Origin of the sequence: Rhodococcus sp. SMB37 (assembly GCF_004345605.1) — a bacterium.
Lineage (GTDB): Bacteria > Actinomycetota > Actinomycetes > Mycobacteriales > Mycobacteriaceae > Rhodococcus.
Map to the genome: position 1 here is coordinate 93,610 of NZ_SLVY01000004.1, position 13,796 is coordinate 107,405.

Here is a 13,796-nt window from a genome sequence, read left to right on the forward strand (position 1 = left end):
GGACCGCGGCCCGTCGTGCTCTACCTGCACGGTGGCGGCTTCATCGGTGGCAGCATCGACGTCGCCGACGACCCGTGCCGTGCCGTCGCGAACGGGACGGGCGCGATCGTCGTGTCGGCCGAGTACCGACTGGCGCAGGAGGCAACCTCGCAGCCGTGACGGCGCTGCGCACCGTGACGAGGGTGGACCGCGGTTGCGCGTGCAGGTGGCGCGCGCCGAGCGGGGCCGATTTTCGCGCAATGACGTAAGTTGGTGTGGGTCGGCCTTGGCAATTATTTGACGATTACTTGGGAAGTCGGTGGTCGGCGTGCGGGGAGGAACGCGTTCGACGGCTGCTGCCGTCATCGCGTGCATTGCCGTGCCATCGGCTCTGACGGGATGCGCGACGGTCCTGGCCGGGACTCCGGTCGAGACTCCGGCTGCTCACGTAGACTACCTCGCCCCCAACACCCACAGCCGCTCGATCGACCCGTCCGACAAGATGCTGCTCGAGGTCGCGGAGAGGCTACGGCGGCTCGATCCATGCGGGTTGCTCCCGGAATCGGTGGTTGCCGGCTACGGCGAAGTGCGTCAGTTCGGGCCGCAGGAAGCACTCGATACGTGCACCGCCGTCGCACATCCGTCGGGGGGAGCGAAGTACGACGAGCTGGAGGTGACCATCGACCTGTCGCCGGTTCCGGACACCGATGGTCAGCGCGACTGGTCTTTCGGCGACACCGAGGTCTACAGGAACACGACCACGCACAACAATTCCCTCGGCTGCACGCTGACGTTCGCGCTCGACATCCCCGTCACGGTGACGGCCGACGCGGTACCACCCACACGGTTCGCGACGATCGCGGTCACGCAGTACCGGTCCGAGGATTCGAGCGGGGAAAGTGTGCCGGTGTGCGCGGTCGCGGCGGATACCCTCTCGGAGACACTGACACTCGTGCCCTCGTTACCGGCGAGGCCGACGAGTGGCCTGGGCCGAATCCGGCTGGCGGCGGCCGACCCGTGCGAGATCGTTGCGAGCTTCGCGCCGGAAGAGCTGGTCGGGTGGCAGATCGACAGCGACCCGTACCGGTGCGTCCTCACTCAGCACCAGGAGGAAGCCGCGCCGACGACATGGAGCATCCACTACGGGCTCGAACCCGAATTCGCGCCGCCGGAAGACGACGACACCCGTGAGGTGGTGTTCGACGGCCTGACATTGCATGTCCGCGAGACAGGCGACTCCTGCCGGATCGCGGCGCCGGTCGAATCGGTGATCGATACCAATCGGCCGGGGGCGGAGCGCTACAACAGGTCGAGCGGCCGCAACGTTCCCGCGGTGGTCCTGATGAGCGACACTCCGAACTGCGACGACCTCGTCCCGCTCACAGTCGACATCGCCGACGGTGCTCTTACCTGACGGCTCGCCGTCGTGCCCTCACTTGACCCGCCTGCTCCATGGGTCTCGGGCATGTGATCGAAACGCCCGAGACCGACGGGGCAGTTGCTCTACTTCGCGGCGCTGAGCCGAGCCTTCTCCAATGCAGCGAGAGTGCGCAGCACCGTCGCCTTCTGCTTCTCGAGATCGCTGCGACGAGCACGGGCTGCGAGCCCGGACTGCTCGGCGACCAACGCGAGCTGTGCATCGATCGTGGAGAGCTGATCGAGCAACGCGAGTGCGCGGCTCTGGATCTCGTCCAGATCGACGCTCGTGGTCGCTGCGGCCGCGGCAGGGGTACGACGCGACGTCGACGACGCCGAGCTCGACGAGCCCGACGCGGATCTCGACTTCGTCGCGGCGGGCTTGTCGGCGACGATGGCTGCGGCACGGGGACGCAGAGCTTTGCGGACGAGCGCGGGGTCCGGCTGCTCGTCGAGTCGAATGTCGTTGAGAGCACGGCGCGCATCGCGTGCGGCGACCCGGTACTCGTACTCTTCTTCGTCGTCCGACTGCAAGGTCCCGCCGATGGGGCGCAGACCGTAGGTGCCCATGAACCGCCGGGCCTCGTCGATCACGGATTCATGGCGGACGCAAGTGGCACAACGGGGTTCGTTTCGGAACTCTTCGACCGAGTCGGTATCGCCGCACCAGACGCAGGCGCCGGGCGACCACCTCCGCGCAATCCGATTCGTCGGGGTTTCCATGGGGGCCTCGAGAGTCTGCGCGTCGATCACGAGGAGCCACCTTAGGTCAAACACCGCGGGCTTCGTCGGCCGGGGTCCGATCCGACCTGCGGTGTTCCCCGGCGGCGTGACGAAGATCATCCATGGACGTGCGGTGACGGCCGGGTGGCGTGAGAATGACGACAAAGCATCTGCGCCGCACGGCATTTGCATACCGTTCGGTTTGCTCGGAGGTCAGGTCGCCGTAGCGGTGGTGAGCCACTGCACGAGCGGGCGGAAGGCGCGCCACGAACTGCGAACCTCGTCGAACGTTCGGGCGCTGTCGAGCCACGGGGGTGACACGTCGGTGCGACCGGCATGCAGCGCCTTGTGCCGCAATAGTGCGATGCGCGGATGATCCGCGGAGTACCCGCGCGGGCGGGTCTTCAGCGTTTCGCCACCGATCTCGTAGCCGGCGCGCTTCATGCGGCGGACGATATTGTCGAGTTCGGTGCCGCGACGCTCGTCGTCGATCGCAGACCGGAAGGCAGCAAGCTGAGCCGAGCTGCCGTGATAGAAACCTCCGGCGATCCGCAGACCCGCGGCGTTGATCTCGACGTAGAACCCGACGCCCGGCCCGGTCGCGACGTAGCCGCCCTGGTGGGTCTTGTACGGGATATTGTCTTTGCTGAACCGGACGTCGCGGTAGGGACGGAACACCTTGCCCGGGCCGAACTCCTCTTCGAGCTCACCGAGCAGGGCGAGCATCGGGCCGCGCACGCAGTCGTCGTAGACGGCCTTGTGCGCGGCCCAGAATGCTTTGCTGTTGTCGGCCTCGAGATCTTCGTAGAAGTCGAGCGCCGAGACGGGAAACCCTGAGAACATCCCGTCAGTGTGCCGTGTGGCGGTAGCCGGATGTCAGGCGACGCCGTTGAAGAGCGACGTGACGGATCCGTTCTCGAACACCTCACGGATCGTCTGCGCAAGCAGCGGAGCGATCGAGAGCACGGTGAGCGAGTCGAACTGCTTCTCCGGCGGAATCGGCAGCGTGTTGGTGACGATGACCTCCTGAGCGCCGCATGCAGCGAGGCGCTCGGCGGCCGGGTCGGAGAGCACGCCGTGCGTAGCGGCGATGATGACGTCCTTCGCGCCGGCCTCACGCAGGATCTTGACGGCGCCGGCGATGGTGCCACCGGTGTCGATCATGTCGTCGATCAGGATGCAGGTGTGTCCCTCGACCTCACCGACAACGCGGTTCGACTTCACCTGGTTCGGAACCAGCGGGTCGCGGGTCTTGTGGATGAAGGCCAGGGGAGCGCCGCCGAGGGTGTCGGCCCACTTCTCGGCGACACGCACGCGGCCCGAATCGGGGGAGACCACGGCGATGTTGTCGACGCCGTACTTACCTCGGATGTACTCGGCGAGCTGGCCCTGCGCGTGCATGTGGTCGACCGGGCCGTCGAAGAAGCCCTGGATCTGGTCGGTGTGCAGGTCGACCGTGATGATGCGGTCGGCGCCGGCAGTCTTGAGCAGATCGGCGATGAGGCGGGCCGAGATGGGCTCGCGACCGCGGTGCTTCTTGTCCTGACGGGCGTATGGGTAGAACGGCAGGATCGCGGTGATGCGCTTGGCGGAACCACGCTTGAGCGCGTCGATCATGATGAGCTGTTCCATGACCCATTCGTTGAGCGGGAACGGGTGGCTCTGCAGCACGAACGCGTCGGAGCCGCGGACGGACTCCTCGAAGCGGACGAAGGTCTCGCCGTTGGCGAAGTCGCGGGCGGTCTGCGGGGTGAGGGGGACGCCGAGTTCCTTAGCGACCTGCTCTGCCAACTCGGGGTGTGCCCGGCCGGAGAAGAGCATCAAGTTCTTCTGGTTGTCGATCCAATTGGTCACTGGTCCTGGCCGTCCTTCTGACGCTCGTTTTCGTGCTCTGCTTGCGACGCTGCCTCTGCAGCCGCGGTCCCAGCGCGGTTTCGCTGGACCCACCCCTCAATATTGCGCTGTGGCGCACCCGACACCGCCAGTGCCCCCGGCGGAACGTCGCGACGCAGCACCGTTCCGGCCCCCGTGTAGGCCCCGTCGCCGACGTTCACCGGTGCTACGAACATCGTGTCGGAGCCTGTGCGGACGTGAGAGCCCACCACGGTGCGGTACTTCTCCACGCCGTCGTAGTTCACGAACACACTCGAGGCACCGATGTTGGAATGTTCGCCGATTTCGGCGTCGCCCACGTAGGTGAGGTGGGGGACCTTCGAATGGGCGCCGATCTGCGCATTCTTGGTCTCGACGAACCCGCCGAGCTTGCCGTGTGCACCCAGCTCGGTGCCGGGGCGCAGGTAGGTGAACGGGCCGACGGTAGCGTAAGCGCCGATCGACGATCCGGATCCGTGAGTACGGATCACGGATGCTCCCGAACCCACTTGCACATCGGTGAGCGTGGTGTCGGGACCGATCTCGGCGTCCTCGGCGATCACCGTGCGGCCGCAGAGCTGGACGCCCGGATGCAGGGTCACATCGGGGGCGAGAACGACCTCGACGTCCACCCACGTCGTCGACGGGTCGAGGACGGTCACGCCGTCGCGCATCCAGCGCTCGAGAATGCGCCGGTTGAGTTCGGACGTCAGTGCGGCGAGCTGCACGCGGTCGTTGACGCCGGCAACACGTACCGCGTCGTCGGTGTGCACGGCGCGGACCACGTCGCCGTGGCCGCGCGCGATGCCGATCACGTCGGTCAGATACAGCTCGCCCTGTGCGTTGTCGGTGCTCAGCTCGCCGAGCGCTGTCCGGAGCCGGGCGGCGTCGAATGCGTACACACCGGAGTTGACCTCGGTGATGGCACGTTCGGCGGCGGTCGCGTCCTTCTCCTCGACGATCGAGGCGACGTCGCCGTCGGTGGTGCGGATGATGCGTCCGTAGCCGGTGGGTTCGGTCACCGTCGTGGTCAGGACGGTGACCGCTGCGGGCTCGGGATCAGCGTGTGTCCCGAGCAGGTCGCCGATGGTGTCGGCGTCGAGCAGCGGCACGTCGGCCGCAGTCACGACGACGGTCCCGGTGAAGTCCTCGGGGAGTTGTGTCAGACCACACTGGACGGCGTGGCCGGTGCCGTTCTGGGCGTCCTGGACCGCGATGGTGATGGTGCGTCCGAGTCCTTTTGCGATGTCGGCGACGGCAGCCTCGACGCGTTCCCGTTCGTGACCCACCACCACGACGAGGTGGGCCGGATCGACGGCGGACGCGGCATGCAGGGAATGCGAGAGCATCGAGCGGCCGCCGAGTGCGTGCAGGACCTTCGGGGTCTTGGATCGCATTCGCGTTCCTGCTCCGGCGGCCAGGACGATCATCGCGGTCTGCACTTGCATGTAGCTCCCTCGGCGCGGCGTGCGTGCACACGCCCCGACGACGCGCGCACTGGAGCTCGATGGCTCCGGCAAATGTCCCCGCTCCGCCGCCAGGACTCGAACCTGAACTATCTGAACCAAAATCAGAGGTGCTGCCGATTACACCACGGCGGACTGCGACACCCCCGGAGCACGAACCCCGGGGCATGCGCCCCTGATCTTCGCATGACACCGCACGGACGTCGAATGTGGGGCGGACATCGCGGGTATCGCTAGGGTGGTTCGGAACAAACCGAACGACGGTACCGCTGTGGTGCCGGCGGGAGAAGGAGTCAGGTGTCGCGATCATCGCAACCTCCGGCCGAACGGAATCCACGCATCCGCATGACCGGTACCCAGCGGCGAGAGCAACTGATCGAGATCGGCCGTGCGCTCTTCGCGGAACGCGGCTACGAGGGCGCGTCCATAGAGGAGATCGCGCAGCGGGCGCAGGTGTCCAAGCCGGTGGTGTACGAGCACTTCGGTGGTAAGGAAGGTCTCTACGCGGTGGTCGTGGATCGGGAGATGACGATCCTGATGTCGATGGTCACCGAATCCTTGACGCGCAATCGTTCGCGCGTCCGCGTCGAGCGTGCTGCTCTCGCGTTGCTCACGTACATCGAGGAGCGAACCGAGGGTTTCCGCATTCTCGTGCGCGACTCGCCGATGGCGGCGGAGGAAGGTACCTACTCGAGTCTGCTCAACGAGGCCATGCGCCAGGTCGGCCAGCTGCTCACCGGAGACTTCTCGCGGCGGGGTCTGAATCCCGAGCTCGCGCCGTTGTATGCGCAGGCGCTGGTGGGCATGGTCGCGACGACGGCCACGTGGTGGCTCGACGAGCGAACCCCCTCGAAAGAAGTGGTGGCCGCGCATCTGGTCAACCTGTGCTGGAACGGTTTGACGCGTCTCGAGGCCGATCCGACACTCGGAACCGACTGAGCATCCTGTCCGACCGTCTGTTCACCGCATCGTGTCGGTTTCGGGACCATGGTCACATACGTGCGGTCTGTCCGGTGGTGTTACGGTAACCCAAGATGTCGCCCATGCGGATGACATCCAGGTTCGCATGAGGCAGAATGCCCGGTTTCGTACCTGTCGTTGGGTTTACTCGCTCAACCGACACGGTCGTTCAACGAGGAGGCGGAATGGCGCGCCAGGTTCGGGCGGAAGTCACGCGCGAAGCTGTACTCGGTGGAGCAGCGGAAGTCTTCGTACGGCTCGGGTACGCCAATGCGAGCCTCAACGAGATCATCGACGAGGCGGGCGTCACCAAAGGTGCGCTGTACTTCCACTTCGGCTCCAAAGAAGAACTTGCCCGCGGTGTGATCGATGCAGGCTGCGAGCGGTTCGCCGTCGCGGCGCGCAGCAAGATGGAGCAGCGCGCACCCGCACTCGAAACCGCCATCGAAGTATCCGTTCTCAACGCCAGCCTGTCCGAATCCGACCGGATCGTACGGGCGATGTTCCGGCTGCTCGTGGAGATCGGCGACTACCACGGCAACGAGGTCGCGCCGTTCGGTTCGTGGTTCGACTCCATGCTGGACCTCATGCAGCGCGCCCACGACGAAGGCGACCTGGAACCCTCCATCGACGTGGAGGGGCTGGCGTATTTCCTCCTGCAGTCCCTGGTCGGTGCGCGCACCGTGTCCGCTGCGCTCGACAGGGCCGAGCAACTGACCGAGCAGATCGAATCGATGTGGTCGATCCTGCTGCCCGCGCTCGTCCCCGCGGACAAGCTCGGTTATTTCCTCCAGTTCGTGTCGCGACGGTTGCGCGTCTCGTAGGGTCGCGCTGTGGACTTCGGACCCTTCGACGCGAAGCATGCCCCGAGCGCACTTGCGCGCGCCATCGACGACCTCGGACCGGACGCCGCGATCACCTTCTCGGCGGTGCCTGCCCTGTTGACAGTCGGGCAGGCAGCCGATGTCCTCGGCAGTTCGAGGCATCACGTCGCACGGTTGATCGACACCGGTGCCCTGCCCGCAGAATTCCACGGCCTGCACCGCCGGGTGTCGCGGGCCGACGTACTGGCCCTCGCCGACAGGCAGAGCCGGATCCGCACCGAGGTGCTCGACAGTCTCGCCGAGCTGTCACGCCGCGAAGGTCTGTACGACGAGTTCTGACGATCTCGGGAAAGGGGGACGGCAGTGCCGGTTCGGGTGGTCTTGGGGGCGACCGCGTTGGTCCGACCACGAGTTCGTGACGTCGCGTTGGCTTTCGCCGAAGACGGTCATTGCCAACCTTTCTGGAGTGACGGAATCATCGCGGAGGTCGACCGCCGGTTGCCTGCGGATCTGTCTCGCGCGACACGGGACTACCTGTTCGCCGAACTCGAGCGTGCATTCCCCGAGGCGCGGGTGACGTGGCCGGCGACCGTGCTGCGGGAAGTGCCGTATGTCGTCGACCCCGCCGAGACGCACATGATGTCGGTGGCGCTGCTCTCCCACGCCGACGCCGTGGTCACCCGGACTCCCTCTCTGGCCGACGCCCTCGAACGGGTCGATGTGGAACCGTGGACCGTCGACGCATTCGTCACCTTCGTCCTCGACGCGGCTCCCGAGGCCGCGCAGCACACCCTGTTGCGTATGGTGCGTCGCCGCTGGTTGCCACCTCGGACCGATGCGTCCGAGCCCCCCGATACGTCCGCGGCCCTCGATGCGTTCGAGGCGAACGGTCCCACCGACGCCGAACTGCTCGGCCGGCTCTCCGAATGGGCGGGTCGGGCGCTCGGTGCCAGCAGTGCCGGTCTCCTCGCCGCCTACGCCGACGAGGCGCGGTTCGGGTAGCGCCCGGGCCGACGCCATGACCTGGCCGTCCGCACTTGTCGCCCCCACGGCATAGACTCGTCACGGTCTTCGTCTCACACTCAGGAGCGCTTTCCTTGTCCGCTGTGTCCCCGGCCGCCACCCCTCTGTCCGGATTGGCGCGGATCGCGCTGGCCGACGACCAGTTCCGCAAGGTCGCCGAACTCGCCGGATCCGCCGAACAGGCACTGGTCGCGCCGCCCGCCGTACGTCCGTTCGTCGCCGCAGCCCTGGCCGAGAAGGCTCCGCTGCTCGTCGTCACCGCCACCGGTCGCGAAGCCGACGATCTCACCGCCGAACTTGCGGAAATGCTCGGTGAGTCCGTTGTGCAGTTCCCGTCGTGGGAGACGCTGCCGCACGAGCGGCTGTCGCCGAGCGCCGACACCGTGGGCAAGCGACTGCAGGTGTTGCGCCGGCTGGCGCGGCCCGACGACCGCGACCTGGGCTCCGAACTGCGCGTCATCGTCGCGACGGTGCGCTCGCTCGTGCAGCCCATGGCCCCCGGCCTCGGCGAGATCGAGCCGGTCACCCTGCGGGTCGGCTCCGAACACGACTTCGACACCCTCGTCGAGCGGCTCGTCGAACTCGCGTATGCGCGCGTCGACATGGTGGGCAAGCGCGGCGAGTTCGCGGTCCGCGGTGGCATCCTCGATGTCTTCCCGCCCACCGCCGACCATCCCGTCCGCGTCGAATTCTGGGGCGACGAGGTCACCGAGCTGCGCCCGTTCTCCGTCGCCGATCAGCGCTCGATCACCGACGTCGAGGTGTCCACCGTCATCGCGACTCCTTGCCGGGAACTGTTGCTCACCGAGAGTGTCAAGGAACGTGCCGCACAGCTCGCGAAGGACAATCCGGCCGATGCCTCGCTCCTCGAGATGCTCGACAAGATGGCCGGAGGCATTCCCGTCGAGGGTATGGAAGCGCTCCTGCCCGTCCTGCAGCCCGGCGAACTGCAACTGCTCACCGATGTGCTGCCGTCCGGCACACATGTGCTGCTGTGCGACCCGGAGAAGGTACGGACCCGCGCAACCGACCTGATGCGCACCGGCCAGGAGTTCCTCGAAGCATCGTGGACGGCCGCATCGATCGGCGGCGCGGCACCGCTGGACGCGAGCAACCTCAAGGGTATCGACGGTAAGCCGATGGACCTCGCGGCGTCGGCATACCGGTCGCTGCGGCAGGTCCGCGAAACCGCGCAGGCAGGCGGCACCCCGTGGTGGACCCTCTCACCGCTCGCTTCGGGAGCCGACACCGAAACGGTACTCGAGGTGCAGTCGGCCCCCGAGGTCCGCGGCTCCGAGGACCTGCTGTCGATGCTGTTCGTGAACCTGCGCGCACACGTCACCACAGGTGGGCGCGCCGCGATCGTTGTCGCGGGTACCGGCACCGGGCTGCGCATTCTCGAGCGGCTGAAGGAGAACGAGGTCCCCGCGGCCAAGCTCGCACCCGGAGCCGAGCCCGTCCGCGGGCAGGTCGGGGTCATTAAGGGCGCGCTGCACGAGGGGCTCGTGCTTGCCGGCAACGGCGACAACCAGGTGCCGGGCCTGGTCCTCGTCACTGAAGCGGACCTCACGGGTAACCGCGTCACCGCAGCGGAAGGCCGTAAGACTCCGGTCAAGCGTCGTAACCAGGTCGACCCACTGGCACTGACCGCCGGCGACTACGTGGTCCACGATCAGCACGGCATCGGCCGGTTCGTGGAAATGGTCGAACGCACCGTCGGTGGTGCCCGCCGTGAATACCTCGTGATCGAGTACGCCGCAAGCAAGCGCGGCCAGCCCGGCGACCGCCTGTTCGTCCCGATGGAATCGCTCGATCAGCTCTCCCGCTACGTCGGTGGCGAGCTGCCTGCCATCAGCAAGCTCGGCGGGTCCGACTGGGCGAATACGAAACGTAAGGCGCGCAAGGCGGTTCGGGAGATCGCCGGCGAGCTGGTGCGCCTGTACGCGGCGCGTCAGGCCTCGCCCGGCCATCAGTTCGGCCCCGACACCCCGTGGCAGAAGGAGATGGAGGACGCCTTCCCCTTCACCGAGACGCAGGACCAGCTCACGGTCATCTCCGAGGTCAAGAACGACATGGAGCGGCCCGTGCCGATGGACCGCGTGGTGATCGGCGACGTCGGCTACGGCAAGACCGAGATCGCCGTGCGCGCGGCATTCAAGGCCGTGCAGGACGGCAAGCAGGTCGCGGTGCTGGTGCCCACGACCCTGCTCGCACAGCAGCATCTCCAGACGTTCACCGAACGTATGGCGGCGTTCCCCGTGACAGTGAAGGGCTTGAGCCGTTTCACCGATGCCGGCGAATCCAAGGAAGTCCTCGCGGGCATGGCCGACGGTGAGGTCGACGTCGTCGTCGGCACCCACCGCCTGCTGCAGACGGGGGTGCGCTGGAAAGACCTCGGCCTCGTCATCGTCGACGAGGAGCAGCGATTCGGCGTGGAGCACAAGGAACACATCAAGGCACTACGTACTCACGTCGACGTACTCACCATGTCCGCGACGCCGATCCCGCGCACACTCGAGATGAGTATGGCCGGGATCCGCGAGATGTCGACGATTCTCACCCCGCCGGAGGAGCGTCATCCGATCCTCACGTATGTGGGTGCCTACGCCGACAAGCAGGTGGCGGCGGCGATCCGCCGCGAGTTGCTGCGCGATGGTCAGGTCTTCTACGTCCACAACCGGGTCAGTTCGATCGAGAAGGCCGCCAAGAAGATTCGCGAACTCGTCCCCGAGGCGCGGGTCGTGGTGGCGCACGGGCAGATGAACGAGGACACCCTCGAGAAGACCGTGCAGGGATTCTGGGAACGCGAATACGACGTGCTGGTGTGTACGACGATCGTGGAGACCGGTCTCGACATCTCCAATGCCAATACCCTCATCGTCGAGCGTGCCGACGCGCTCGGCCTGTCGCAGCTGCACCAGTTGCGCGGGCGCGTGGGGCGTTCACGCGAGCGTGGCTACGCGTACTTCCTCTACCCGCCCGAGAAGCCGCTCACCGAGACGGCGTACGACCGGCTCGCGACGATCTCGCAGAACTCCGATCTCGGTGCCGGTATGGCGGTCGCGATGAAGGACCTCGAGATCCGCGGCGCCGGAAACGTGCTGGGTGCCGAACAGTCCGGCCACGTCGCGGGTGTCGGATTCGACCTGTACGTGCGGCTCGTCGGTGAGGCAGTCGAGGCATTCCGTGCCGCCGCCGACGGCACACCGATCACGACGGACGAGGCGCCGAAGGAGGTGCGGGTCGATCTTCCTGTCGATGCGCACATCCCCGCCGACTACGTCACCTCGGACCGCCTACGACTCGAGGCATATCGGAAGCTCGCCGCCGCCACCGACGACGCAGCCATCAGTGCGGTCGTCGACGAACTCGTCGACCGTTACGGTCCGCTGCCCGAGGAGGTGCGCCGACTCGTCTCGGTCGCGAAGCTGCGGTTGCTCGCGCGTGACTACGGCCTCGAGGAGGTGGCGGTCACCGGTACACAATTGAAGATCTCGCCGATGGAGCTTCCGGACTCGAAGCAGATGCGACTCAAGCGCCTCTACCCGACGGCGCAGTACCGTGCCACGAGTGGCACGGTTCAGTTGCCGCTGCCGCGGACCGGTGGGATCGCGTCCGACCGCGTGCGCGACGTCGAACTCCTCCAGTTCATCGCCGATTTCCTGCTGGCGATGGACGGGAAGCCGCAGGGGTCGGTGGATGTGCGGGTCGAGTCCGGGGCGCAGGTCTGAGCCGGCGATGACGGACACGGGAGACGCGCTCAGTAGAGCCACCGAGGTGATGGACAGGCTCTGGTCCTTCGGTGGATGGGAAATCACTCAGACACACGAGAGTCTGAGGCGGTATCTGGTCGAGGAGACCTATGAGGTTCTCGACGCCATCGACTCCGGTGATCCCGACTCCTTGCGTGAAGAACTCGGAGACCTGTTGTTGCAGGTGCTGTTCCACTCACGGATCGCGGAGGCCGCGGGGCAGTTCACCGTCGACGATGTGGCCGCGACACTCGTCGCGAAACTGGCCGCGCGCAGTCCGCATCTGACCAACGGGCACACAGGTCCGCTCGACGTCGCCGAACAGGAAGCGGCATGGGAGGCGGCGAAGGCGGTGGAGAAATCGCGACCGTCGTGCCTCGATGGCATCGCCATGGCGCAGCCGGCTCTGGCACTGGCCGACAAGGTACTCGAGCGGGCGCGACGGGCGGGATTGCCCGACGATCTCGTGCCGGATGGTCTCAGGTGCGTTCGCGTCGGCGAGTCCGGCGACACGGAGGCGGCATTTCGCGGCGTGGTTCTGGATTTCGCCGCAGCGATCCGTGCGGTCGAGAAGTCTGCGGCGGGCGGGGACGATCGGGGCGCTCCCCTCCTCGATGCGGAGGCGTGGCGCCGCCACTGGCGTCGCTGAGTTCGGGGCCGGCGACCTCGCGCTTCTTCGGATGAAGATACGCAAGGAATATTTATCGCTCTAAAACAAACCTGTGCGCTTTTTTATGCCTTACTATCGTACTCACGACAGGTTAATTACCGGGTAGGCAAACTCCGGGCAACGAATGTCGGGTTCGGACAAGCGGGATTTGCCACACGCGCCGAAGTGCGCCGTGCCCAGAGAGCAGATCGGAGTCCAGCATGACCCAGGTACGCCCGCCCAATGGGCTCGTGACCGGAACATCACCCGCGCGGATGGTCGACCCAACCGGGCATTTCCGGCCGGGAAGCCCCACGCGACCTTCCGGCGGCATCGCCGACAGTGCACGCCACGACAGTGCAGGCCACGACAGGGCCGACACCGCTGTCCCCACGCAGACGCCCACCGTCAGTTTGATCATCCCGGTCAGGAACGAAGGGCGGAACATCGCCTGGGTGCTCGAGCAGATCGTCGACGAGATCAGCGAGATCATCCTGGTGGACGGGAACTCGACCGACTCGACCCTCATCACCGCCAACAGCTGCCGACCGGACATCAAGGTCGTGCCCCAGGAAGGCACCGGCAAGGGCAGCGCGCTCAGAACCGGGTTCCTCGCCGCGACCGGCGACATCATCGTGATGATGGATGCCGACGGAAGCATGGCACCCCAGGAGATCCGGCACTATCTGCACTTCCTCAACAACGGATACGACTTCGTCAAAGGTTCACGGTTCATCGTGGGTGGCGGTTCACTCGACATCACCCCCTTCCGTCGCCTCGGCAACCGCTTCCTGTTGACCGTCTTCAACACCCTCTACGACGCCGAACTCACCGACCTGTGTTACGGCTTCTGTGCATTCCATCGTCGTTACCTGGAACTGTTGTCTCTCTCCGCGTCAGGTTTCGAGATCGAAGCCGAAATGGTGGTGCACGCCATGCAGGGTGGTCTGCGGGTCGTGGAAGTGCCCAGCCTGGAAATGCCGCGGCGGTCCGGAAAATCGAACCTCCACGCGGTCCGTGACGGCATCAGGGTGCTGCGCACCGTCCTCCGTGGACACAAATCGGGGATGTCCGGCTACCTCGCGCAGGCCCTGTCCCACGGCGGTGCCCCCGAACTCGCGAAAGAATGAAC

Annotated in this window: 13 protein-coding genes and 1 tRNA gene; 9 read left to right on the top strand and 5 right to left on the bottom strand. The window is 66.3% G+C overall.

Annotated elements, in window-relative coordinates:
- Positions 1 to 15: 15 nt before the first annotated feature.
- Both EV641_RS29690 and EV641_RS08200 read left to right on the top strand, forming a co-directional pair.
- Complete coding sequence (locus EV641_RS29690; protein ID WP_241996961.1) at positions 16 to 159, top strand: alpha/beta hydrolase fold domain-containing protein; 144 nt, start codon at positions 16 to 18, stop codon at positions 157 to 159.
- Between the two features lie 148 nt (positions 160 to 307).
- Positions 308 to 1,393, top strand: a complete 1,086-nt coding sequence (locus EV641_RS08200; protein ID WP_132471444.1) for a hypothetical protein — start codon at positions 308 to 310, stop codon at positions 1,391 to 1,393.
- A gap of 89 nt (positions 1,394 to 1,482) precedes the next feature.
- Here EV641_RS08200 and EV641_RS08205 read toward each other — a convergent pair whose 3' ends face one another.
- The 5 genes from EV641_RS08205 to EV641_RS08225 all read right to left on the bottom strand — a co-directional run bounded on the left by EV641_RS08205 (position 1,483) and on the right by EV641_RS08225 (position 5,591).
- Positions 1,483 to 2,148: a hypothetical protein gene (locus tag EV641_RS08205; protein WP_054715873.1), complete on the bottom strand. Its 666-nt coding sequence runs from the start codon at positions 2,146 to 2,148 to the stop codon at positions 1,483 to 1,485.
- A gap of 183 nt (positions 2,149 to 2,331) precedes the next feature.
- Positions 2,332 to 2,961, bottom strand: a complete 630-nt coding sequence (locus tag EV641_RS08210) for a DUF2461 domain-containing protein (protein WP_132471445.1) — start codon at positions 2,959 to 2,961, stop codon at positions 2,332 to 2,334.
- A gap of 33 nt (positions 2,962 to 2,994) precedes the next feature.
- A complete protein-coding gene (locus EV641_RS08215) occupies positions 2,995 to 3,972 on the bottom strand; it encodes a ribose-phosphate diphosphokinase (RefSeq protein WP_054715861.1) in 978 nt (325 codons plus the stop codon).
- Positions 3,969 to 5,438, bottom strand: a complete 1,470-nt coding sequence (gene glmU / locus EV641_RS08220; RefSeq protein WP_132471446.1) for a bifunctional UDP-N-acetylglucosamine diphosphorylase/glucosamine-1-phosphate N-acetyltransferase GlmU — start codon at positions 5,436 to 5,438, stop codon at positions 3,969 to 3,971. The genes EV641_RS08215 and glmU overlap by 4 nt, the downstream gene beginning before the upstream one ends.
- 81 nt (positions 5,439 to 5,519) lie before the next feature.
- Positions 5,520 to 5,591, bottom strand: a tRNA-Gln gene (locus EV641_RS08225).
- A 210-nt stretch (positions 5,592 to 5,801) separates the two neighbouring features.
- Here EV641_RS08225 and EV641_RS08230 point away from each other — a divergent pair.
- The 7 genes from EV641_RS08230 (at position 5,802) to EV641_RS08260 (ending at position 13,794) form a co-directional block, all read left to right on the top strand.
- Positions 5,802 to 6,395: a TetR/AcrR family transcriptional regulator gene (locus tag EV641_RS08230; protein ID WP_054715858.1), complete on the top strand. Its 594-nt coding sequence runs from the start codon at positions 5,802 to 5,804 to the stop codon at positions 6,393 to 6,395.
- A gap of 206 nt (positions 6,396 to 6,601) precedes the next feature.
- Complete coding sequence (locus EV641_RS08235) at positions 6,602 to 7,240, top strand: ScbR family autoregulator-binding transcription factor (protein WP_054715855.1); 639 nt, start codon at positions 6,602 to 6,604, stop codon at positions 7,238 to 7,240.
- Positions 7,241 to 7,249: 9 nt separating this feature from the next.
- Complete coding sequence (locus EV641_RS08240; protein WP_054715852.1) at positions 7,250 to 7,579, top strand: helix-turn-helix domain-containing protein; 330 nt, start codon at positions 7,250 to 7,252, stop codon at positions 7,577 to 7,579.
- A gap of 24 nt (positions 7,580 to 7,603) precedes the next feature.
- On the top strand, positions 7,604 to 8,242 hold the full coding sequence (locus EV641_RS08245) for a PIN domain-containing protein (protein WP_132471448.1): 639 nt from the start codon (positions 7,604 to 7,606) through the stop codon (positions 8,240 to 8,242).
- A 95-nt stretch (positions 8,243 to 8,337) separates the two neighbouring features.
- The gene (gene mfd, locus EV641_RS08250) at positions 8,338 to 11,994 is read left to right on the top strand and encodes a transcription-repair coupling factor (RefSeq protein WP_132471449.1); all 3,657 of its coding nucleotides are present in this window, start codon (positions 8,338 to 8,340) and stop codon (positions 11,992 to 11,994) included.
- A 7-nt stretch (positions 11,995 to 12,001) separates the two neighbouring features.
- Positions 12,002 to 12,664: a MazG family protein gene (locus EV641_RS08255; RefSeq protein WP_054713803.1), complete on the top strand. Its 663-nt coding sequence runs from the start codon at positions 12,002 to 12,004 to the stop codon at positions 12,662 to 12,664.
- A 221-nt stretch (positions 12,665 to 12,885) separates the two neighbouring features.
- Positions 12,886 to 13,794, top strand: a complete 909-nt coding sequence (locus tag EV641_RS08260; protein ID WP_241996962.1) for a glycosyltransferase family 2 protein — start codon at positions 12,886 to 12,888, stop codon at positions 13,792 to 13,794.
- Positions 13,795 to 13,796: the final 2 nt, after the last annotated feature.